We start from the raw sequence: 22,825 nt of genomic DNA on the forward strand, positions 1-22,825 counted from the left end.
ACCTATCCTATAATGATTTGATGATATAAAATTTTGTCTTTGGACACTGGCAAGCTGCCAATGGAATCAGCCAAAATGTGATTTTTTTAGGTGTAGAAAAGTTTTTTTCTAACACTCTATGACCTATGGGGTAATCAATCCCCCCCTTGAAAAACTGATTGCACCGCAAGATTCTTGAAAAAATCTGATAAAAAGCCCTCAAAGGCTGATTGAACTGCAGACTCCAAAGTGCGTATTCTGAACAGCTTGGATAATACCTACAGCTACTTGGGAGAAAAGGAGAAATCAATTTCTGATACAAAATCACGAGCTTTTGAGCACCCAAACAGACCCAAAAATAAAAAAAATTTCTTCTCATTTAAAATTTCCAAGAGCACTACGCCAAATATTTCTCAAAATATCAAAAGAATTCAAAATCTCAAATACCCCCTCAAACATCTCAAAAAATCCAGCTCCAACCCCGCATAAGAGATATTTGCCACCCCCTCTTTAGCGACAAAAATCAACGCGTAATCTTTCAGTTTTTCAAGATGTTTGTTACACATAAATCTTATTCTTCTCTTAATAAAATTCCGCTTAACAGCCTTGCCAATTTTCCTAGAAACGCTCAGACCTAGCAAAAAATCATCACTCATAAGAGTCTTGCGTGCTGATAATAAGCCCTTGTCATCAAGCCTGAGGAGATAGAGAGTGAAATGCTTGGTGTATCTCTTGGAGCCCCGTTTATAGACAATATCAAATTCTTTTTTACTTTTGAGAGAATCCACGCAGCCTAGACCCCATCAGACTGCGAGTCTTCTTCTGCCCCTGCCCCTTCTGGCATTGATAATTTTTCTACCATTTTTAGTTTTCATACGCGTGCGAAATCCGTGCGTTCTTTTCTTTGGTGTGTTGTGTGGTTGGTATGTTCGTTTCATTGCTATGCCTTTTGGTTAAAATCAAGCTTATATTATAGTGATTTTTACTTAAATATACTTTGAAATTATTGGGTTTTGTCCTTATCTTCAACAAGGATATAGAGCTCTTTGAGGTTGTGTGTTTGGAGCAAATCAACTACCTTGATGAAGCTATCTAAATTGCTATCTTTATCGCCTTGCAAGATAATGGGCGTGTCTTTGGGAAAGGAGGTGATGGCATTTTTTAATGCATCAAAACTCACAGCCTTGTTGTCTAAATAATATTTACCTCCATTGGTGATGGCGATATTGACTTGTTTTTTATCAAGCTCTTCTTGGGTGCGTGAGGAGTTTTGATCGACTTTTGGGATATTGATAGGGAGCTTGGAAGTCGAAACAAAAGACGCTGTAGTCAGCACAATCACTAAAAGCACCAACACAATATCAATAAAAGGAACGAGATTCATTGAATCCATTTTTTTCATTATATGCCTTTAGGAATTCTTGTCTAGGCGTTTGGGCGCGTCTTTGACTTGAGTGGGTGGGTTGTGATAAATATCCCATTTAGTGATGATGATCTCACTTTTTCTGACTAACATATTATAAATAACAATCGAAGGTATAGCCACAATCAGCCCCATACCCGTAGCCTTGAGCGCTAAGGCCAGCCCTACCATAATGGCTTTGGTATCGACAAAAGAGTGAGAGCCAATGTCTATAAAAGTAATCATGATCCCTGCCACGGTGCCTAAAAGCCCCACATAAGGGGCATTAGACCCAATCGTAGCAATCAGTGTCAATCGCTTGTGTAAATCAAGCTCTAACTCCCTTTTATCTGCATAATCATCTACTCGCACCACCGCATAAAACCATACTCTCTCAATACCAATAGCCACCACCACAATAGACAAAAATCCCAGAAAAATCAAAATCCCATAATCTAGCCATTCCTTCATCGCTCACCCTTATAAAAATTTTTTACACTTGCTTGTGCTTCCCTATCAAGTATCCGTTTTTTGATACTCTCGCGTTTATCGTGTAGATTTTTGCCTTTCACAAGGGCTATTTGCACCTTTGCTTTATTTTTTTGGTTAAAATACAGCTTCAAAGCCACAATACTCAGCCCCTCCATTCCCACTTTTCCAAAGAGTCTATCGATCTGCTTGCGATGTAAAAGTAGCTTGCGCTCGCGTCTTTCATCAGGTCTGTAATGTGGGTGGGTCGTATCCAAATAAGAAATATGCACGCCAAACAAAAACGCTTCATTGCGTATGATTTTGACAAAATTATCCTTGAGATTCACGCGAGCCTTGCGCAAGGCCTTGACTTCTGAGCCTAGCAAGACAATCCCTGCTTCAAGTGTTTCTAACACCTCATAATCAAACCAAGCCTTTTTGTTTTGAGCAATAGCTAACAACCCTGCTCCTTTAAGCGAAAAAAACTACTCCCACTCCCGCTGAAAAACCACTCTGAGCCTAGGTCTTGATGGATTTCTTTGAGTGCAGGATATGCCATTAGAGCTGCGCAAAACAAATCATTGAGCTCCTCTCTTTGATAAGCCGATAAAAATTCTATACTGGGCTTGTTTTTTTGCTGCAAAAAGTCAGCAGAAGGCAAGGGCTTTTTGCCAAACATCATATCATATTGTGCATACACAACGCGTGTATCACAAAAAATATCCGGGACAAAAATCTCAAATGCAGCGCTCTTTTCATCGAATTTCTCTAAAATCTCGCCAATACCAAATACATTTGCGCTCTCAAACCCACTGGTAAAAAACGCCACATCTGCCCCAACCTTAGAGCCAATCAGGCGCAATGCATCAGCAGAGAGCCCCAGAGCAAACATTTCATTGATTTTCTGAAGACACACCCCCGCATCAGCACTCCCCCCACCAAGCCCAGCACCTTTGGGAATGCCCTTTTGGACTTCAATATGCAGAGTATCCAATAAATGCGTATCTTTCCCTCTAGCGTCTAAAAACCCCTTGAGTGCTAAAATAGCCCTGTAAATCAAGTTTTGAGCTTGCTCGCAGCCAAAATCCCCTTTTAGAGAAAATCCACTCCCACTTTTGATTGCAATATAATCTTTGACCTCCCCTTGCGCAAGCACAAAACGCGAAAATATCTTGTGATAAGACCCACGAAAGCCTACAATTTTTAAAAAAATATTTAATTTTGGGAATACTTCAAATATCAATGCTGCCTCTTTAGTGTTTGATTGCCTTGCCTATAGATGTTAGGGCATCTTTAGCAATGTCGTTGGAAGCCTTTTTGTTTTCAGAAGTGATGGCCTCTTTGAGTTCAGATCTTAAAATCAATGTATGGGGTGGCGCATCAAAGCCCAATTTCACGCTCCCCCTGTCGATAGAAATGACCTTAATATGGATATTTTCTCCGATCACAATGCCCTCATCAGCTTTTCTTGATAAAATTAACATTTTTATGCATCCTGTTTAATAAATACTTCACGCTTCCCTCTTCTAAAATCTCAATTATAGAAAAAAAATCCTCAAAATTGGCTATATACACACCTGCTTTTTGATTTTCTATCACAAATTTTCTCCCCAACCAAAGATTTTCTCGTATCAAAGCTGTAGTATCTGTGAGAATAGGATAGTCCAAGACCTCTAAGGGGTCAATGAATCGATGTTCCCCACTCTTAGAACTCACCCTACCCTCGCTCAAGCGCTCCAAAGAGCTCAACACACCACAAGCCCCCAATCTCTCTGCGATCATCGCTCCCACACTCCGCACATACGCCCCCTCAGACACGCAAATACGGAAGCTAATGTAAGGGTGGTTATAACACAAAAGCTCCAAATCAAACACTTGCATTTTAACTTGTTTGAGCTTGACCTCTGCCCCTGCCCTAGCTAATGCATAAGCTCTTTTGCCTTGTATTTTTTTAGCACTATAAATTGGCGGGGTGTAAGTGATCTCGCCACGCAAAGAAGCTAAAACTTCAAGAATCTGACTTTGAGAAAACGCATTTAGCACAGACACAGAAACAATATTTTCTGTATCCAAGCTCAAGCTCTCTGCCCCCAACCACAAAGTCGCCTCATAGACCTTGGGTGTTTTGGTGATGAAGGGGAAAAGTCTTGTATAGCTCCCAAACCCCACAATCACATTACCTCTAGCAAAGGGATCTAATGTGCCTGAATAGCCGGCCTTTTTGACTCCATAGAGCCTTTTGAGATGGCACAAAAAACGATTGCAAGAAATTTGTGCTGGTTTGTATGCTCCCATCAATGCGTCCAAATATTGACTCCTTTCATTTCCATTATTCAAGCTTTAAATTGAATCCACTATCTATAATTCTTACTCACAATTCTCTTGATTTTCTTGTTTCCCTTTGCAAAATAATAGGGCATAATAAGAAACAAAAAGGAGAAGCTATTGATGGATCAAGAATTAATCTTAGCCCCTGATACCCTCATCACCTCAAAAACTGACCTCAAAGGCCATATCACCTATTGCAATAAAGATTTTCTGCAATATTCCAAATACCAAGAAAGCGAGCTCCTTGGCAAGCCCCATAATATCATCAGACACCCTGATATGCCAAAAAGTGTATTCAAGCTCCTATGGGACTATATCCAAAAAGGCCAAGAGATTTTTGCCTTTGTCAAAAACAAAAACAAATACGGGGAATTTTATTGGGTTTTTGCCAATATCACTCCTAGCTTTGACACACAAGGCAATATTATCGGGTATTACTCTGTGCGGCGCAAGCCAAATCCCACTGCGCTCACAGATATAGCTGCAATCTATACCCAGCTAAAGGGCATTGAAAAGACTGAAAATATCACAGGTGGCATGCAATGGCTCCAACAACTCACTCAAAAAGCAGCAAAGCCCTACAATCAGATAATTCTTGAAATGCAAATGGCTTGTGGGGGTCTTGAGCCAATGCAATCTGAGCCAATTCAAGCAGATTAAAAAGGATTTTTATGCAAACAAAACTCTCTGCTATCACCATCGCCCTCTCCCTCATGGGATTGATTGGCAGTATTTTTTTCTGCCCAGCAGCAAATGGGATATGGAGTGGGATATGGATTGGCGGTATTTTTATCATCATTATCCTCTCACAAGCACTCCAAATCATCAAAAACAAAAAAGACACAGCTATCATACAAAAGATTGCACACCTATCCTCCCAGCTCATACAAGGGAACTTTGAAGGACGGATCACGCGCATACAAGGGAGTCAAAATCTCACTACAATCGCCCATAATCTCAATGACACACTCGATCATTTAGAAGCATTTTTGCGTGAAATCAAGGCCACTATTGAAGCATCGGGCAAAAATGAATTCTGGCGTGAGGGGATTGCCCTAGGGCTCAAAGGGACTTTTTATCAAAATATCCATAATATCAATCAAATCTTAGAAAATATCAAGAAAAACTACCAGCAAAATACCAAAAACGCCCTCTCTAAATCCTTGATGGATACTAACTTAGAAAACCAGAACAACCATCTCTCAAAAATCTCTAACGAACTCGGGGCAGATATTGAGCTCATGCATAGTATCGATAAGCAAATCCAAACCATCAAAGCCCTCTCAAACACGAGCAAAAATGAAGTGATTTCTGTGACAGAATCTATCAACAATCTCATAGACTTAATGCACCAAAGCAATGCAGCAATCAGTGGCTTTGCCCAAAAATCCCAAGACATCGGCAATGTTATCGAACTCATTATTGATATTGCCACACAAACCAATCTCCTAGCCCTCAATGCCAGCATAGAAGCTGCAAGAGCAGGAGAGCACGGCAAAGGCTTTGCAGTCGTTGCTAATGAAATCAGAAAGCTCGCTGAAAAGACCCATAAAGCCACCAACGAAATTTCCATCGCTATCCAAACCATGCAGCAAGAAGTCGATAGTATCCAAACAAGCTCTGAAGCAATCTATAAAATCGCTAGCACCTCTCAAGATAAGGTCACCCAATTCAATGCTGTGTTTGAAGATATGGAGCAAAATAGCAACCAGCTCTCTGAAGTCTTCATACACCTCTCCCAATACCTCACGCTCTCTATCACAAAGCTTGACCATATCGCATACAAATCAGACATCTATCTCCATCTCAACCACCAAGCCTCAAAAGAAATCCCAGACAAAAACCCCATCTCCCCGCTATTAGACAACCAAGAAAGCAAAGAAATCCTAACAAAACTATGCACGCAAGAAGAATTAGAGCGCTTTGAAGAACAAATCTCCAAACACTCTCAAGACGCACTCAACGCCACTGCAGAGATGATCACAACCGATATTGCCACAACCATCATTGCAAATATCCAAGCACTCGAAGCCTTAAGCAAGCAGCTGTTTGCTCGATTAGAAGTCCATCACGCATCGACATAAAAATAAACAAAAATAGAATTATAAAAATAGAGATAAAGACAAGATTACAAAACCCCCAAACACTAGCTAGCATAGCCTTAAAGAGATTGCAAAAATAGCTTGGCTTCTTGCAAGGCCTTGCGTCTGTGAGAAATTTGATTTTTTTCAAAAGCCTCCATCTCCCCTAATGTGCGCTCAAAACCCAAAGGGACAAATATCCCATCATAGCCAAAGCCATTTTGCCCCCTTGGAGTATCCACCACCAAGCCCTCTAGCTCGCCCCGTGTGAGTTTTTCTATATATTTTCCTTTGACACACCCCACAAGAGCAATCGCAGCCACAAAAGTCGCTGCTGAAGAGTGGATGGATTTTTGATGCAATTCTTTGATGACACAAGCGATATTTTCTTTATCGCTAGCATTTTGTATGGGCTTTGGGCTATCTTTAGAAATATTTGCAGGGCTTAGATACGCATACCGTGCGCTATAAATACCCGGCCTCCCTGCTAGCGCTCCAACACACAGCCCACTATCATCAGCTAGCACAAACCCATCGCCCCTCCCCTCGCCTAAAGCGCGATAAAATGCCCTGGCCTTTATCAGTGCATTTTCCTCAAAGCTTTCTCCATTTTCCTCCACTTCAAGCCCCCTAAAGCCCTCAAAGTTAGCAATGGTATCAAACCCACTAAAAATCTGTTGGATTTCTTGGGTCTTGCCTGCATTAGAACTCCCAATCCATATTTTTATCTTTTCTTGCAAATTCTTGCCTTTTTTATAGGGTCTTTTCTCAAAATCTATCAATCTTTTTTAGCTATAATCATAGCAAAACAATCTATATTCTATTTTAAAAAGGTTTGATAATGATAAAAACTACCCTCCCTCTTACAGGGATTGCTGCACTCAGATTTTTAGGACTCTTCATCGTTTTGCCTGTCATCTCATTGTATGCCACTAGCTTCAATGCCTCTCCGCTCATGCTAGGACTTGCTGTAGGGGGTGCTTATCTCACGCAAGTCATCTTCCAGACCCCCATTGGCATTGCTAGTGATTTATACAATCGTAAAACCATCGTAATGCTCGGGCTTTTTGTTTTTATGATAGGCTCTGTCATCTGTGCTTTTGCGCACAATATCGAGCTGCTTGTCATCGGCAGGCTGATTCAAGGAGCAGGCGCTGTAGGCGGGGTGGTGAGTGCGCAAATTAGCGACTTGGTTAAAGAAGAGCAGCGCACAAAGGCAATGGCGATTATGGGTGGAGGGATTTTTGCAAGCTTTACTCTTGCAATGCTAATTGGTCCTATCATCGGAGCGAGCTTTGGAGCAAATTGGCTTTTTGGTATCACAGCGTTTTTGACACTATGTTCGATGGTCTTGCTCTATACAAAAGTCCCCAACACACCTAAAATCACCTATTCATTTGAGGGCAAACCCCAATGGAAAGGCGCTTTAAAAGACAAAAACCTCTGGATCATCAACTGCAGCTCTTTGCTAGAAAAAATGCTAATGACCCTCATCTTTGTCATCATTCCCCTAGTCATCGTCCAAGACTTTGGCTTCACAGAAGAGGGATTATGGAAAATCTACACCCCAGGGGCAATATTAGGAATCCTAGCGATGGCGCCTGCAAGTATCATTGCTGAAAAATACGGAAAAGCTAAATTTGTGATGTCTTATGGTGTGCTATTGTTCTTAATCGCTTATGCCTGCATTGCCTTTTCAGATACCCACCCCTCTGAGCCTAAAATCTGGCTTTTTATCACAGGGATTATGATATTTTTTATCGGTTTTGCGACCTTAGAACCCATCATGCAATCCCTAGCGAGCAAATACGCTAAAGCCCATCAAAGAGGGGCTGCTCTAGGGATTTTCACTACTTATGGCTATATCGGCTCTTTTATCGGAGGGACAGCAGGGGGCGTATTGTATCATCTATGGGGGATAGAGATACTTGCCTTGGTGGTCGTGTGTTTGTGTGTCTTTTGGATCATCACACTTTTATTTTTACACAACCCTGCCAAACAAAAAAACATCTACCTCCCCACTCAAGACTACTATCCAGACAAATTCAAAGCTATCAGTGGGCTTGAGGGAATCATTGAGTGGTATATCAATGAGAGTGAAAAAATAATCATTGTAAAATACGATGCCCAAAAATACACAGAAAACCAAATCTTACAACTATGCCAACCATTTAAAAAATAAGGACACACCCCAATGGAGCAAACAACTGCAAACACCAAACCCAAAAAATATGAAATCAGCAAAAAAATCCTCAATATCGTCGGCAGAACCAACGCAGAATATGGTCTGATCCAAGAGGGCGATAAGGTATTGTTGGGCTTGAGCGGAGGGAAAGACTCGATCCTTTTGGCTTGTGTGCTAGAGAGAATGTATCGGCACGCCCCTTTTCATTTTGAATTCAAAGCAGTCACGATCCATTATGGTCTGGGCGAAAACTTTGAGTGGCTCTCTGAATTATGCACACTCCAAGGTATCCCCCATGAAATCTGCTATACCTCTATCGCAGATACAATCAAAGAAAAACGGCGCGAGGGGAGTTCTTATTGCAGTTTTTGCTCTCGTATGCGCCGTGGATCTCTCTATAGCAAGGCACTTGAAATGGGCTATAACAAAGTCGCTATCGCCCATCATCTCGATGATGCTGCTGAGAGCTTTTTTATGAACCTTACTTATAATGGTGCTTTGAGGAGCATGCCCCCTATTTATCGAGCCGAAAACGGCATAGAAGTCATCAGACCCCTCATACACATACGCGAACGACAGAGCATTGATTTTGTTACATCACAAAACATACTGACAGCACCTGATTGCAACTGCCCTGCCAAACAGCCCGATTCAGACAAACCCCCTATCGCTAGAGGAGCGACAAAAAATCTTCTCACACAAATGGAAGCGACCAATCCTGAGTTTTTCAAATCTCTCAAAAACGCCTTTTGCAACTTGCACGCACAGACTTTCAGCGATAAACAATACTTTGAACACTAAAGCTAGATTTTACCACCCCCATTAGCCCCATCAAACCCCTCCAAACAAACCTCTCCAAGCAGACCCCTCCAAGCCCTATAGACAGCTGATATTTCAAGCTGGCTCTAACAAGGCCTGCAAACGATATTGAAACATCATCTTATCCAAAGCCTCCCAAACCACAAGCTTTGCGTCTTTATAAAACGCCCCGATTGTGTCATTAGGCAAATGCAAAGACGCAATCATAAGGCTCTGGGAAATATGCGCCAAAGACCCCTCCAATAAAATCCCCACAAATGGCAGAGCAAAGCTCTTTTTAGCACAGAGTGTATTGACCTTATCAATCAAGGCAAAAAGCTCTTTTTTTGTCTTGATTGTTGTCATGAAAAGCCCTATCAGCTCATCTTTAAACGCAGAGAGTTCGCTTGTATATAAATCAGGGCTTGTGTCTTTAAAAATTTCTTTAGGGTTTTTGGTGAAATAACTCTTGATTTGCTTGATGGCCTTTTTTTTATTGATTTTAACAAATTCAAACTCCGCAGTGTGCGTAGGTCTAGCCCCTTGTATATACGCCCCCTCACTCAGATTTAGCACCATTTTAGGTTCAAAAGTCTTGATGGCTTGCGTGATTTGTTGGCTTGAGAGCAAAAAGATAGAATCACTATAGACAACTTTATCAAAATTACCCCGCACCAACACCGCATCTGAGGGCAATTTAAAGCTCTCTTTGCCATAAAATGACTCACTTGCGTGCTTACCCAACCCCTCAATATAACCACAATCCAAGCCGCATATCAACACCTCGCTCCCTAGCTGGCAAGCCAACGCAAAACCTGCATTACCCACAAAAGGCGCGCTGTATTCAATCACACTTTTGGGACTATACAAATAACTGCTCGCCGACCCCCCGCGCATAAAAACATATGCCTCTTTGGCTAAAGATAGGGCCTCAGGGTGGATCATATTACCCCCAATCAGCGTTACATCGCCCAAAGGAGCATTTTTGAGCACATCAACAAGATAATCAATGCGCTCAATCTCTATCTGAAAATCAGGACGAATACCATAAGCCCTCAAGGGCCCTAAAGCCGTCCCGCAGCTAAAAAGAATCATTTTATCTTGATTGCTTTTGATAAAGGGCAATAAACCATCTAAGCTCGCCCCATTGCCGATGACACAAATGGGCACATTGACTCTTTTAGGGAGGTTGAGTATGGGGTATTTGATAGGGGTAGAAAGGATATTTTTGAAGGTATTTTTTACCCCGATCATCTCATCTTCAAAGCTCCCCCACCCCCTAGAATTGCTCGCATACTCTTCTGCAATGACTTGTTGCGCTCTATCGATTTTCTTCCCTGCATATAATTTAAGCTCAAGGCGCAAAAAATTATTTGTGATCTTTTTTTGTGCAAAAAAGTTGCGTATAAAAAACCTATCCACCAAATCTTTAACAAAAATATAGCAACTTTTAGGGGAAGTGCTCGCAAAAAGCTCTTCATAATCGACAAAATAGCAGCTGATACGAAACATATCAATATCTTCTTCAAAAAGCAGCAATGAGTGGAAAAACACACCGCGCTCACGGATAAACTCCAAAAACAACCCACCCAACAACCCAAAAATAGTCGTTGATGGCAGAAATGAACGGCTCAAATAATATTCTTTGATCCCCCCGTGCTGATAGAGCAAGTCGATAAATTGATTGCAAGCAGCCCCCGTGATAGGGAGCTTGGCTGTGTCCATCTTGTCTAAATAAATATGATTGGTATGGATTTTCCATCGGGGATTAGAAATCGGGGATTGGGCGATGTCTTCACAAATAGCTACCATCTGATGTCCCTCGTGCGTGCAAGGGAAAGTGAGCTGCTGGTTTTTGATATTGATGATATTGAGTCCTTGGGTATCAAAAAGCAGGTTGTATTGGCTGGGAGGCTCTTTGAGTGCGTCAAAAAGGCGGGGTGAGGTCTGGTGGAAATATTCCATATTTTTGGCAAATCGCTTTGAAATTTCAAGTTCAATTGTTGCGTGGTTATTGCTTTTTAAAATCTCTAAAAATGTCATCTTGACCCCCAAACACTACTGATTTTTACTTTTTTGCTATCTTTGTTTATGGGGCTGACTTTACCCAAATCAAGCAAAAAAGTCAAAATTCAACTATACCCCACAATCACCCAACCACAACTCCACGTCCACTCGATATCAAAAATAAAAAATAAATTTTGATTTGTTAGAAAAATAATTCAAATAGCAACAAAATCTATCATTTTGAATATATAATTATGTATCTGAAAATTACAGGAGTTTTGATGGCTATAGACAAAAGGTTTTATTTTTTTATGATTATCAATATTGTAACGCAAATTTTTGACCCCACCTCAAAACTTTTCCATATTATTGCAGCGATTGCTTGTGGTTTTATCTTTATCACAGGGATCTATTATATCTTAGATGGACTGGGTATCCCAAAGAAAATATCCCATATCGCTAAAAATGTCATTGTTTGGATCACTATCATCGTGGGCTTTGTAGAGTTTTTTTGTTTTTTGAATTTCAAAATCCCTTTCAATCCCGCTTTTATCGATGTGATTTTAAGCACGCAAAAAATAGAAACTTATAGCTTCTTAAAATTCTATTTCACAATGCCCCCAAATATCATCTTACTCATTGCTTATGCTGTGTTTTGTATATTGTTTTTTGCTATCAAAAAAGACTGGGTCTATCCTATCAGCAAGCGATGGGGGCAGATATTTTTAGCCCTATGTGTCCTAGCCTTAGTGGTATTTACCATCAAAGACCATATCCAAGACAACAAATTCCACACACTCAAACGCTCATTACAAGCTGTGAATATGCTCAACTTTTTCTATTCAATCGGAGCAGGAATCTCCCACACAAGGGGCTATTTAAAAGAATATGAAAACTACAGAGCTTATATGGCAAATCATCTCAAAAGCGCTGATTATATCACCCAAAATCACGCCGATATTCCCAACATTATCATTGTCATTGGCGAGAGCGCGTCTAAAAACTTCATGCATATCTATGGCTATCCACTCTCTACCACTCCCCACCTAGACCAAGCCCAGAAAAATGGCAATCTCTTTGTCTTCAGAGATGTCATCGCCCCAGAATCAAGCACCAGTGCTGTTTTCCAAACGCTGCTAAATTTCAGCGATTATGAGAATAGGCAAATTCCGTGGTATCGGCAAATGAATCTCATCGATACTATGAAAATGGCAGGTTATAAGACCTTTTGGTTTTCCAATCAAGAAAAAATCAGCGTGTATGGTAATGTCCCCTCTGCCCTCTCTACACGCGCTGATGGAGCGTTTTGGACACAAATCAAGGCCGTTGTGTCTGCTATGCCTGATGGAGAGCTAGTAGATTTATTTCAAAAGCACAAGCAAGATTTAGGCAAGAAAAATCTGATTATATTCCACTTGCAAGGCTCACACCCCGATTACAAAGACAGATTCCCCTCTGATTATCAAAAATTCACCCCTCAAGACATCAATACCCAAGGCTTGCATACTTCCTTCAAAGATAGTCGCCAAAAAGTCGCTGATTACATCAATTCGATTACTTATACAGACGCTGTGCTTGATGAGATTTTTCATCTATTCAATGATAGTGATAGCATTGTTTTTTATCTCAGTGATCACGCACAAGATATTTTTGAAACCGATGGGAGTATTGGACATCGTTGCAGCAATTATGGGGTTGATATTCCGTTTATGATTTTTGTGAGTGATACATTTAAAAAACTCCACCCACAAAAGGTTCAAGCCATACAATCAGCTTTGAATAAGCCTTTCATGACTGATGATTTTATCCAATCCTTTCTTCCACTCATTGGTATCACAACTCAAGATAATATCAGCTCTAAAAATATTTTTAGTCCCCATTTTGATACCCACCGCAAACGCATTTATTGCAAGGAGAGGGATTATGATGCACTGAAGTATCCATAACCCCTCGCCCCTTGCCTAGTTTATTTAAAAATTTTATCCATAAAGCTCAAAAAGATATATTAATTATATTGATTACAATATTTATTAAAATATTTTAGCATTAAGGGATAATCTTTGCACTCAAATATATATAATTTATTATAAAATATAACTTTTTGATTTTTATTTTAATTTGATTTTTTAAGGATTGTAATGAATTTAGACAAAAGATTTTATATTTTTATCCTCATCAACATATTAGTGCCTCTCTTTGCACCCTTTAGCAAGATAAGCAACTACACACGCGCTGGGCTTTATAGCTTCATATTTATTTTGGCAGTTTATTTTTTGCTTGATTTTATCCGATCCACAAAAGTCCAATCCATCATCAAAACTGCCATCACCATCATTTGTATGCTCCTTGGCTTGATAGAATTGTTTTGTATATTCAATTTCAACACACAGATTGAAACAGGCGTATTGGACGCACTTCTAGCCACCCAACTCCAAGAAAGTAAAAATTTTATGACTTTTTATATGACAATGGAGGATAATATCGTTTTATTCATCGTTTATGTGCTGCTTTGCGTGCTATTTTTTACCATCAAAAAAGACTTTATTCTAACAATCAATAAAAAATTTGCAGGGATTTTCCTAGCCCTTGCGTGCATTGTTTTTGCGACACTTGGTATTAAAGATTATTTCAGAGATGATAGCTTCCACACATTAGAAAAGCTCGCTTCACTTATCAATATCCCCAACACCATCTACACCGCACTCACAAGTATGCAGCACACAAAAACAGCCCTAAAAGAATACGAAGATTACAGAAAAAACATAGAAAGCAACCTCAAAAACTCCCACGCCTATATCACCCAAAATCACGCCGATATTCCCAACATTATCATTGTCATTGGCGAGAGTGCGTCTAAAAACTTTATGCATATCTATGGCTATCCACTCTCTACCACCCCCCACCTAGACCAAGCCCAGAAAAATGGCAATCTCTTTGTCTTCAGAGATGTCATCGCCCCAGAAGCCCGCACAGAATCTGTCTTTACGACATTACTGAATTTTAGCGATTATGAAAACAGACAAATTCCGTGGTATCAGCAAATGAATCTCATTGATACTATGAAAATGGCAGGCTATAAAACTCTTTGGTTTTCCAATCAAGAAAAAATCAGCGTATGGGGCAATAAACACAGCGCCCTTGCTGCAAGGGCAGATCTGGCCTATTGGACACAGCTCAAAAACAGCACAACAGATATGTATGATGGGAAATTGCTCGATTTATTTGAAAAACACAAGAAAAATTTAGGCAAGAAAAATCTAATTGTATTCCACCTAGAGGGCTCGCATTTTGACTATAAAAGCAGATACCCCCTTGGCTTCAAGAAATTCTATGCCGATAATATCCCCACACAAAACCTCCACACCACCAAAAATAGTGACCTCCAAAAAGTCGCTGATTACATCAATTCGATTACTTATACAGACGCTGTGCTTGATGAGATTTTTCATCTATTCAATGATAGTGATAGCATTGTTTTTTATCTCAGTGATCACGCACAAGATATTTTTGAAACCGATGGGAGCATTGGACATCGTTGCAGTAATTATGGGGTTGATATTCCGTTCATGATTTTTGTGAGTGATACATTTAAAAAACTCCACCCACAAAAGGTTCAAGCCATACAATCAGCTTTGAATAAACCTTTTATGACTGATGATTTTATCCAATCCCTTCTTCCACTCATTGGTATCACAACTCAAGATAATATCAGCTCTAAAAATATTTTTAGTCCCCATTTTGATACCCATCGCAAACGCATTTATTGCAAAGAGAGGGATTATGATGCACTGAAGTATCCAAACACAGGGCACAAGTAATATTCTTGTATAATACCCATCAAAGTCAAGCCATCACTCAAGGGGTCTTATGCCAAAAAAAATGAATTCTGGCGAACAAGTCTATCAATCCATCATCAACGCCATCAAAAACGCCACCCTAGCCCCTGGAGATCGTATCAAAGAAAATGACCTTGTCAAGACCACGGGCTTTAGCCGCACGCCCATCAGAGAAGCCATCAGCTTGCTACTCAACGAGGGAATGATCACCAACGACCAAAAACGCGGGCTTATCATCACTGAGCTTGATCAAAATATGATCGCCCAAATCTATGAAATGCGTGAAGTCCTAGAGGGAGCAGCCGCGAAATTAGCAGCGCAACACGCCTCAGATGTAGAAATCAGTATCTTAGAAAAAATCGTCCAACACCACGCCCAAGCAAAGACCCTCGAAGACATTATCCAGAATAATCGAATTTTTCACACCACGCTCTATCAATGCTCCCATAACAAATTTCTCCTCAAATCTGTCCAAGAGCTTGAAAATTCCTTGCTTTTGCTAGGGAGCACGACATTAAAAGACCCCAAGAGAGGCCAACAATCCTATCAAGAACACCTTACAATCCTCCAAGCACTCAAAAACAGAGATTGCCACCAAGCCCAAGAAGCGGCCAAAGCCCATATCAGACAAGCCTATCAAATCCGACTCGATAGGTTTTTGTTCGGGAAAATTAGACTTTAAGCTGCTTTGAGTTTAAATGACACATCACAACAAAGAAGAAAAATGAAATTTTTACCCTCTCTTTTATGTTTGTTGGTTTTTTTGCTGATTTCAGGCTGTGCGAACTATCAAAAAGACCTCCAACACTTTGATACACTCTATTACAACCAAGACCCCGCCAAAGCCTATAAATTTTCCCAAAAATTTGCCAACAATAGCTTGTTATGGGGGATTCAAAACGGCGTGAGTGGTTTTATGAGCGGGGATTATCAGCAATCCCTCCAGACTCTTGATAGCGCAGAAAATACTTTAGACAAAAACCAAGCGCAAGGTATCTTTGCTAGCTCCCTAGACAACACAGGCGCGACCTTGTTTAATGACAATATCAAAAGCTACCACGGCAATATCTATGAAGGTATTCTTATCAACTATTACAAAGCCCTTGACGCCTTGCTCTGTGATGATTTATCAAGGGCTAGGGTGGAGTTCAATCGGGCCAATGACAGACAAAGGCGTGCTAAAGAGTATTATCAAAAAGAAATCCAAAAAGCTATCCAAGCAGACCTCAATGCCAACAAAGATAAGCAAGAAATGCTCTCAAACAACACAGACACCAATGCTTCAGAAAAAAAGATCAATAACATCCTCGATAAACAATACTCCAATCTCAAGAATTTCCAGTCCTACACAGACTTCATCAATCCCTTAGTGTCCTATGTTTCTGGATTGTTTTTCTCCCTCCAAGGCGACCCTAAAGGGATTGACTTACTCAAAGAATCTTATGGAATCAACCACTCAAGCATTATCGGCACAGACATACTCTCTTTTCAAGGCAATCCAAACAAAAACAAACCCCACACTTGGATCATCATCGAAGATGGTCAATCCCCCCTCAAAGAAGAATTGACCCTGCAACTCCCCTTGATTTTACTCAATGGAGAGAGTTACTTTTTTATGCTCGCCCTCCCCCAGCTCAAAGATGGCAAAAGCTTTTATACAAACTTCCAGCTAGAGGGCAAAAGCACTCAAAATTTTGAAGAAATATCTGTATTTGATGGAGTCATCGCCAATGAATTCTCCAAACAGCTCCCCTATATCCTCACAAGAGCCATACTCTCAGCAAGCTATAAAGCTTATATGCAAAGCCTACTCTATCAGACTGCAGGGAATATCGGGGGGTTGCTTGGAGTTGTCTTTTCTGCTATCACCACTTCTGCAGACACACGGATCACTAGCGTATTCCCGCACAAAGCTTGGCTAGCCAAAATCAGCAATGATACAAAAAACATCACCTTAAGGGGCGATGGCAGGGATATTTTTTCCTTTGAACTCATCACATGCCCACAAGACACCACCCCCCTATCATCTCCCCAAGACCCCTCACAACCTATAGCCACAAAAGATGGCTTCAAAATCTGCAAAAACACCAACAATGTCCTCTATGTAAGAACGACAAAAAATAATATAATACCTAAATTACTTATTGGAGAAAAACTATGAATTCTAAAATTTTAAGCTTCACTTTTATGGGCGTGTTGCTCTTAGCTGCTTGTAGCTCTGAGGTCAAATATATCGATCCTAGCACATCTAAAGACTATACAAGCATTGGACTAGACTACCACGATATCGAAAATGCCGCTAATAAAAGTATCCAATCTCTTCTACAAAGCAACTATGTCAAAAATCTTGCCACACAAAAAAACCCCAAAGTCCTAGCTATCTCTGATGTCATCAACGATACAATGCAAAATTTTAGCACCGAAGAGCTCACAAGAAAAATCACAAGAGATATGCGCAATAGTGGGAAATTTGTCCTTACGATGGCGATGGCTGGGAGTGGTGGGAGCACAGATAAAATGATCAAAGAAGCTCGAGAAGCTCGAAATGATGCCGAATTCAATCAATATAGCGTGCAAGAAAAGGGAAACTTGGTAGCCCCTGAACTTTCCTTATCAGGCAAAATCGTCCAACGCAACACAAAAATAGGCTCCAAGCAGCGCGTGGATTATTTCTTCCTTTTGACTCTTACAGATATCAAAACAGGGCTTGTTGTCTGGGACGATGCCATCAATATCATCAAACTTGGTAGCAACAAATCTGTAGCTTGGTAATGCTTTGAGTGCTAAAATACTCTTAGTTTTGTGGTGTTGTATGCTCTCTGGGTGTATGCTCACGCCCTCTGCGCCCCCTGAGTGGTTTCTCTCTATCCCCAAAGACACGACCTCTTTGTATGGTAATGGTATCGGAGGGACACTAGAAATTTCCAAACAAAACGCCATCAATGACCTAGCCTCTAGTATCCAAGTCACCATCTATTCTGACACCACGCTCACCCAAACCCAAACCGACAAGACCCAAAGCTCTGAACTCTCTCAAAATATCTGGCTCTCTTTAGACACTACAGAGCTTCAAAATATCACACTCACCCATAGTGATTACAAAAATTCTCTTTATTACACCCAAGTAAAAATCGCTAAAGCCCCTCTCTCACAGAGTCTTCAGAGCAAATACCACACCCTTTATACCCATTTAAGCCCGCTCAAAGACACGCACTGCCCCTTCCTCTCTATCAAAGAAAAAGCCACCTTACAAAGAGATCTCAAAGAACTCCAAGCACTCAAACACACCATCGACACGCTCACTCCCAACATCCCACTACCCCATCTCTCACCCTATGAAAATCTCCTCATCAAAAACACCCCCCTACCCAAGGCAAGGCTAGTTTTTTCGGGCAATGGCGATACAGAAACTATCAATATCTTGCGCGCAGAATATGCAAAATTTATCCAAAACACCCCATCACAAGACGCCCCCATCATCAAAAACCACATCACCACACGCACGCACAAAGAAAATACCGAGATTTCCTTGCAAGTCACGATGTATGATTGCTTAGGCAATGCCATCTTCCACGCACAAATCACTGCCTCCTTAAACAACAAAGCCGACACGCTCACTCGCCTCAAAGCCCAGCTCTATAAGCAGCTCTTAGCCTACTCCCAAGACCCCTAGCCAAGCATACAAGTGCTACAAACCCCCGCGCCCTGTGCTGTAGCGCTTTTATAAAAAGGGGCTGCTTTATAGCCACACCCAGATAAATTAAACAACAAATATGCTAATATCACGATATGAAAAGTTCTCAAGATATCATCTCCATTATCAAAAATAAACCCTATTTCAAGAAACTCAAAACACTTGATAGGCTCGATAGACTCAAGCTTTTTCTGCCCCTTGAAATGCGCAAAGCCCTCTTATACATCACTTGCAAAAACAACCAACTGCTCTTTGCCTTCAGCCACCCTAGCTACGCCAATGAATTCAATCATTATAATCATACACTCATAAAGCAAAGTTTAAAGACCTATGCAGACCTATTCCCCCAAATAGACCATGAGATACAAATCCGTGCTTTTGTCCCAAGAAATATCCTCGCCCATTTCAATGACTCCAACCGACCCATAGATGACTCCAGCTACACTGAACACGCAAAAGGAGAGTTCAAAAACCTTGCCAAAACAGATAGCCTAAAACACCGCTTTGAATCCATTCGCGCCATCATCATCAAAACCCTCCAAGAGCAATGAATAGCACCTATCTCCTTGAAAGACTCTCCAACCTCCCTACTAGCAGTGGTGTCTATCAATATTATGATGCAAAAAACAAGCTCCTCTACATCGGAAAGGCCAAAAATCTCAAAAATCGTATCAAAAGCTATTTCAAAATCACCGACCAAACAATTATCCCCAACCCCGCCATAAGTCAACGTATCCAAATCATGGTTTCCCAAATTGCCCTGATCCAAACCATACTCCTCTCCAACGAGCAAGAAGCCCTTATCCTTGAAAACTCTCTCATCAAGCAGCTCAAGCCCAAATACAATATTTTATTGCGTGATGATAAAACCTATCCTTATATCTATATCGATATGTCCGAAGATTTCCCCACACCAGCCATCACAAGAAAAATCATCAAAAAAAAGTCCATCAAATATTTTGGTCCTTATCCCAATGGGGCTAGAGAGATATTAGAGAGCCTTTATGAACTCCTCCCTTTGGTGCAAAAAAAAAGCTGCCTCCAAGGGAAAAAAGCCTGCTTATTTTATCAGATCCATCGCTGCCCTGCCCCTTGTGAGGGCAAGATCACCCAAGCCCAATACCATACCACTATCCAAGAAGCCTTCAAGCTGATCCAAAACAAAAACAAGCTCATCGCCCTCCTAAACTCCAAAATGCACGCCCTCTCTGAAATGATGCGTTTTGAAGAAGCTGCCACCTATCGAGATCGGATCAACAAACTCACTGCTATCAAAAATTTCTCTGTGATCGATTCAACCAAGCTCTATGATTTTGATATTTTTGCCCTTTCTTTTGAAGGCAAAAATGCTATTTTGATCCGACTTTTTATGCGTGGGGGTAAAATCATATCTTCGAGTTTTGAACATATCAAATCAGAATATGACTTTGATGAAAACTCCATCTACAAACAAGCCATCATCAATTACTACAAAGAAGAAATCCCCCTCCCTCCCGATCAGATACTCCTCCCATCTCTAGATACAGAACATATCTCAGAGCTAGAAACTTATCTCTATAAAAATTGCCACAAAAAAATCCAAATCTCTATCCCCCTCAAAGGGGACAAAAAAGACCTCATCGGACTTGCTATCAAAAATGCCAATGAAATACTCAGACTCCAAAGCAATCGCAGCTATGCTGAAGATGTCTTGCTTGCTGCGCTCAAAGACTTGCTAGAGCTTAATTCTATCCCCTTTCGCATTGAAGTTTTTGATACCAGCCACCATAGTGGGACAAATAATGTCGGAGGAATGGTTGTGTATGAAAATATGCATTTCATCAAAGACGCCTATCGGCACTATGCCCTCAGCGGGAGTGATGAATATTCTCAAATGCGTGAAATGCTCACACGCAGAGCCCAAGATTTTAGCATAGCCCCGCCGCCACATCTTTGGGTCATCGATGGTGGAAAAGCGCAGGTCAAACTCGCCCAAGAAATCCTAGAAAGTCAAGGTGCTGAGGTCGAAGTTATCGGCATTGCCAAAGAAAAAATCGACGCAAAAGCCCACCGCGCCAAAGGCAGCGCAAAAGATATTTTATACACACCCAAAACCTCCATCGCACTCAAGCCCACCGACAAAAGACTGCAATTCCTCCAAAAACTCCGCGATGAAGTCCATCGCTATGCCATCACCTATCACAGGCAAAAAAAGCAAAAAGAAATGCAAAAAGTTTCTCTGCTCGAACAAAAAGGCATTGGCAAGGCCAGTGTCAAGAAACTTTTGGATTATTTTGGAAGTTTTGAAGCCATACAAAATGCTTCATCTGAAGAGCTCACGCAGATTCTAGGCAAAAGAGCTGCCCAAATCAAGGCGCATTTAAGCACTTCTGGCTAAAATAACAAACTCAATTTTTCCCAAAGGCTTGCATATGACCCATAAGATCAAAAATCTCAATATCGGTATCATTGGCGTAGGGACGGTCGGTGAGAGCGTGGTCAAAATCCTAGAAGAAAATAGAGAAATTATCCGCGCAAGAGCAGGGGTCAATCTTGTAGTCAAAAAAGGCGTAGTCAAGAACCCCAACAAGCCCAGAGGGGTCAATATCCCCCTAAGCACAGATATTGATGATATTATCTATGATCCACAAATTGATGTCGTAGTCGAGCTCATGGGTGGGGTCGATACAGCTTATATCGTAGCAAAAAAGACCCTAGAGCACAAAAAATCCCTAGTCACAGCCAACAAAGCAATGCTAGCCTACCATCGCTATGAACTCCAAGAAATTGCAGGCGCTACACCGATAGGTTTTGAAGCAAGTGTGTGTGGGGGGATTCCTATCATCAAAGCGCTCAAAGATGGCTTGAGCGCTAATCATATCCTTGGTCTTAAAGGTATTCTCAATGGCACAAGCAACTATATCCTCACACAAATGATCCAAAACAATCAAGACTTCCACACTGCCCTGCTAAAAGCACAGCAACTAGGCTATGCAGAGGCCGATCCTAGCTTGGATATCAATGGAGGAGATGCAGGGCATAAGCTTTTGATTCTAGCTTCTTTGGCCTATGGTATCGATGCAAAACCTCAAGATATTCTCATTGAGGGCATTGAATCGATCAGCACTGATGATATTGAATTTGCCAATGAATTTGGATATGCCATCAAACTTCTAGGTATTGCCAAAAAGCAAAATAATGAAATCGAACTGCGAGTCCATCCCACCATGATCGCCAAAGACAAGATGATAGCTAAAATCGAGGGCGTGATGAACGGTATCAGCGTGATTGGTGATCGGGTCGGGGAAACGCTTTATTATGGAGCAGGGGCTGGCGGGGAAGCCACTGCAAGCGCTGTCATCAGTGATCTCATAGAGATAGCTCGGGGCAAAAGCTCCTTGATGTTGGGCTTTGAGCGCTCACCCCAAATCAATCTCAAGCCCAAAGCAAATATCTGTAGTCGCTACTATATCCGACTTGCTGTCGATGACAAATCAGGAGTTTTAGCCCAAATTGCCTCCATACTCACGCAAAACGCCATTTCAATCAGCACATTTTTGCAAAAAGAAATCAAGCAAAAAAACACTGCTAAGATACTTTTTTCTACCCACACAACGACTGAATACGCCATCAAAAACGCTATCGATGACCTCAAAAAGCTTGATTCTATTTTGTCCGAACCTTATCTGATTCGGATTGAAGATGAGTAGGCAAAAGGGTTTTGAAGCCGAGAGCAAGGCTTGTGCCTACTTGCAAGCCCAGCATTTTGAAATCATTGAAAGAAATTTTTTCTGCAAATATGGCGAGATTGATATCATCGCACTCAAAAATAAAATCTTACATTTCATAGAAGTCAAAAGTGGCAAGGGCTTTGAGCCCATCTATGCCATCACGCCTAGCAAAATAGCTAAAATCATAAAAACTATCGATTTTTATCTGCTCCGATACGACCCCATGACCACATACTGTATCGATGCGCTCATCATCAAAGATAACCAAATCGAGCTGATAGAAAACATCACCTACTAAAACATTATTCAAGCCATTGGATTGAAGTTTATAAAT

25 protein-coding genes are annotated in these 22,825 nt (G+C 41.0%); 14 read left to right on the top strand and 11 right to left on the bottom strand.

Features of this window, described 5'->3' with window-relative positions:
* Positions 1-7: 7 nt before the first annotated feature.
* From yidD to truB, 9 genes are all read right to left on the bottom strand, one after another.
* Positions 8-358, bottom strand: a complete 351-nt coding sequence (gene yidD / locus BKH46_RS01505; protein ID WP_095225068.1) for a membrane protein insertion efficiency factor YidD — start codon at positions 356-358, stop codon at positions 8-10.
* A gap of 52 nt (positions 359-410) precedes the next feature.
* Positions 411-767, bottom strand: coding sequence for a ribonuclease P protein component (rnpA, locus tag BKH46_RS01510; RefSeq protein WP_095225069.1), 357 nt, complete (start codon positions 765-767; stop codon positions 411-413).
* 15 nt (positions 768-782) lie between these two features.
* Positions 783-917, bottom strand: a complete 135-nt coding sequence (gene rpmH / locus BKH46_RS01515) for a 50S ribosomal protein L34 (protein WP_095225070.1) — start codon at positions 915-917, stop codon at positions 783-785.
* A 65-nt stretch (positions 918-982) separates the two neighbouring features.
* Positions 983-1,381 (bottom strand): biopolymer transporter ExbD, encoded by a 399-nt coding sequence (locus BKH46_RS01520; RefSeq protein ID WP_095225071.1) that lies wholly within the window; start codon positions 1,379-1,381, stop codon positions 983-985.
* Positions 1,382-1,390: 9 nt separating this feature from the next.
* Positions 1,391-1,852, bottom strand: a complete 462-nt coding sequence (exbB, locus tag BKH46_RS01525) for a TonB-system energizer ExbB (protein ID WP_095225072.1) — start codon at positions 1,850-1,852, stop codon at positions 1,391-1,393.
* Positions 1,849-2,313 (bottom strand): SsrA-binding protein SmpB, encoded by a 465-nt coding sequence (smpB, locus tag BKH46_RS01530; protein WP_095225073.1) that lies wholly within the window; start codon positions 2,311-2,313, stop codon positions 1,849-1,851. The genes exbB and smpB overlap by 4 nt, the downstream gene beginning before the upstream one ends.
* Complete coding sequence (locus tag BKH46_RS01535; RefSeq protein ID WP_095225074.1) at positions 2,307-3,095, bottom strand: 4-(cytidine 5'-diphospho)-2-C-methyl-D-erythritol kinase; 789 nt, start codon at positions 3,093-3,095, stop codon at positions 2,307-2,309. Before BKH46_RS01535 ends, smpB begins: the two co-directional genes overlap by 7 nt.
* A gap of 10 nt (positions 3,096-3,105) precedes the next feature.
* Positions 3,106-3,336 carry a carbon storage regulator gene (locus BKH46_RS01540; RefSeq protein ID WP_095225075.1) on the bottom strand — a complete coding sequence of 77 codons (231 nt, stop codon included), beginning with the start codon at positions 3,334-3,336 and terminating at the stop codon, positions 3,106-3,108.
* Entirely contained in the window at positions 3,311-4,159 is an 849-nt protein-coding gene (truB, locus tag BKH46_RS01545) for a tRNA pseudouridine(55) synthase TruB (protein ID WP_253248269.1), read from the bottom strand. Before truB ends, BKH46_RS01540 begins: the two co-directional genes overlap by 26 nt.
* Before the next feature lie 141 nt (positions 4,160-4,300).
* Between truB and BKH46_RS01550 the strand changes: the two genes are divergently transcribed.
* Both BKH46_RS01550 and BKH46_RS01555 read left to right on the top strand, forming a co-directional pair.
* Positions 4,301-4,840, top strand: a complete 540-nt coding sequence (locus BKH46_RS01550; protein ID WP_095225076.1) for a PAS domain-containing protein — start codon at positions 4,301-4,303, stop codon at positions 4,838-4,840.
* An 11-nt stretch (positions 4,841-4,851) separates the two neighbouring features.
* Entirely contained in the window at positions 4,852-6,264 is a 1,413-nt protein-coding gene (locus BKH46_RS01555; protein ID WP_095225077.1) for a methyl-accepting chemotaxis protein, read from the top strand.
* Positions 6,265-6,341: 77 nt separating this feature from the next.
* Here the strand turns inward: BKH46_RS01555 and BKH46_RS01560 are convergent, their stop codons facing one another.
* Positions 6,342-7,001: a non-canonical purine NTP pyrophosphatase gene (locus BKH46_RS01560; RefSeq protein WP_172402523.1), complete on the bottom strand. Its 660-nt coding sequence runs from the start codon at positions 6,999-7,001 to the stop codon at positions 6,342-6,344.
* Positions 7,002-7,102: 101 nt separating this feature from the next.
* Here BKH46_RS01560 and BKH46_RS01565 point away from each other — a divergent pair, with 101 nt between their 5' ends.
* Together BKH46_RS01565 and BKH46_RS01570 are read left to right on the top strand one after the other, a co-directional pair.
* A complete protein-coding gene (locus tag BKH46_RS01565) occupies positions 7,103-8,443 on the top strand; it encodes an MFS transporter (RefSeq protein ID WP_095225079.1) in 1,341 nt (446 codons plus the stop codon).
* Between the two features lie 12 nt (positions 8,444-8,455).
* Entirely contained in the window at positions 8,456-9,247 is a 792-nt protein-coding gene (locus BKH46_RS01570) for an ATP-binding protein (RefSeq protein ID WP_095225080.1), read from the top strand.
* A gap of 93 nt (positions 9,248-9,340) precedes the next feature.
* On the opposite strand, the gene BKH46_RS01575 is transcribed toward BKH46_RS01570, so the two are convergent.
* The gene (locus BKH46_RS01575) at positions 9,341-11,287 is read right to left on the bottom strand and encodes a 6-hydroxymethylpterin diphosphokinase MptE-like protein (protein ID WP_095225081.1); all 1,947 of its coding nucleotides are present in this window, start codon (positions 11,285-11,287) and stop codon (positions 9,341-9,343) included.
* Positions 11,288-11,532: 245 nt separating this feature from the next.
* Between BKH46_RS01575 and BKH46_RS01580 the strand changes: the two genes are divergently transcribed.
* The 10 genes from BKH46_RS01580 (at position 11,533) to BKH46_RS01625 (ending at position 22,789) form a co-directional block, all read left to right on the top strand.
* Positions 11,533-13,197, top strand: coding sequence for a phosphoethanolamine transferase (locus tag BKH46_RS01580; RefSeq protein ID WP_172402524.1), 1,665 nt, complete (start codon positions 11,533-11,535; stop codon positions 13,195-13,197).
* 192 nt (positions 13,198-13,389) lie between these two features.
* Entirely contained in the window at positions 13,390-15,069 is a 1,680-nt protein-coding gene (locus BKH46_RS01585; RefSeq protein ID WP_095225083.1) for a phosphoethanolamine transferase, read from the top strand.
* 49 nt (positions 15,070-15,118) lie between these two features.
* Positions 15,119-15,769, top strand: coding sequence for a GntR family transcriptional regulator (locus BKH46_RS01590; RefSeq protein ID WP_095225084.1), 651 nt, complete (start codon positions 15,119-15,121; stop codon positions 15,767-15,769).
* A 42-nt stretch (positions 15,770-15,811) separates the two neighbouring features.
* Positions 15,812-17,248, top strand: a complete 1,437-nt coding sequence (locus BKH46_RS01595; protein ID WP_095225085.1) for a hypothetical protein — start codon at positions 15,812-15,814, stop codon at positions 17,246-17,248.
* The gene (gene lpoB / locus BKH46_RS01600) at positions 17,245-17,859 is read left to right on the top strand and encodes a penicillin-binding protein activator LpoB (RefSeq protein ID WP_095225086.1); all 615 of its coding nucleotides are present in this window, start codon (positions 17,245-17,247) and stop codon (positions 17,857-17,859) included. Before BKH46_RS01595 ends, lpoB begins: the two co-directional genes overlap by 4 nt.
* A gap of 40 nt (positions 17,860-17,899) precedes the next feature.
* Positions 17,900-18,760, top strand: coding sequence for an LPP20 family lipoprotein (locus BKH46_RS01605; RefSeq protein WP_095225087.1), 861 nt, complete (start codon positions 17,900-17,902; stop codon positions 18,758-18,760).
* Between the two features lie 116 nt (positions 18,761-18,876).
* Positions 18,877-19,332: a hypothetical protein gene (locus BKH46_RS01610; RefSeq protein ID WP_095225088.1), complete on the top strand. Its 456-nt coding sequence runs from the start codon at positions 18,877-18,879 to the stop codon at positions 19,330-19,332.
* Complete coding sequence (gene uvrC, locus BKH46_RS01615; RefSeq protein WP_095225089.1) at positions 19,329-21,158, top strand: excinuclease ABC subunit UvrC; 1,830 nt, start codon at positions 19,329-19,331, stop codon at positions 21,156-21,158. Before BKH46_RS01610 ends, uvrC begins: the two co-directional genes overlap by 4 nt.
* Before the next feature lie 34 nt (positions 21,159-21,192).
* Positions 21,193-22,470 carry a homoserine dehydrogenase gene (locus BKH46_RS01620; RefSeq protein WP_095225090.1) on the top strand — a complete coding sequence of 426 codons (1,278 nt, stop codon included), beginning with the start codon at positions 21,193-21,195 and terminating at the stop codon, positions 22,468-22,470.
* Positions 22,463-22,789, top strand: a complete 327-nt coding sequence (locus tag BKH46_RS01625) for a YraN family protein (RefSeq protein WP_095225091.1) — start codon at positions 22,463-22,465, stop codon at positions 22,787-22,789. The genes BKH46_RS01620 and BKH46_RS01625 overlap by 8 nt, the downstream gene beginning before the upstream one ends.
* Positions 22,790-22,825 lie beyond the last annotated feature (36 nt).

Origin of the sequence: Helicobacter sp. 12S02634-8, assembly GCF_002272865.1 — a bacterium.
Classification (GTDB): Bacteria; Campylobacterota; Campylobacteria; order Campylobacterales; family Helicobacteraceae; genus Helicobacter_J.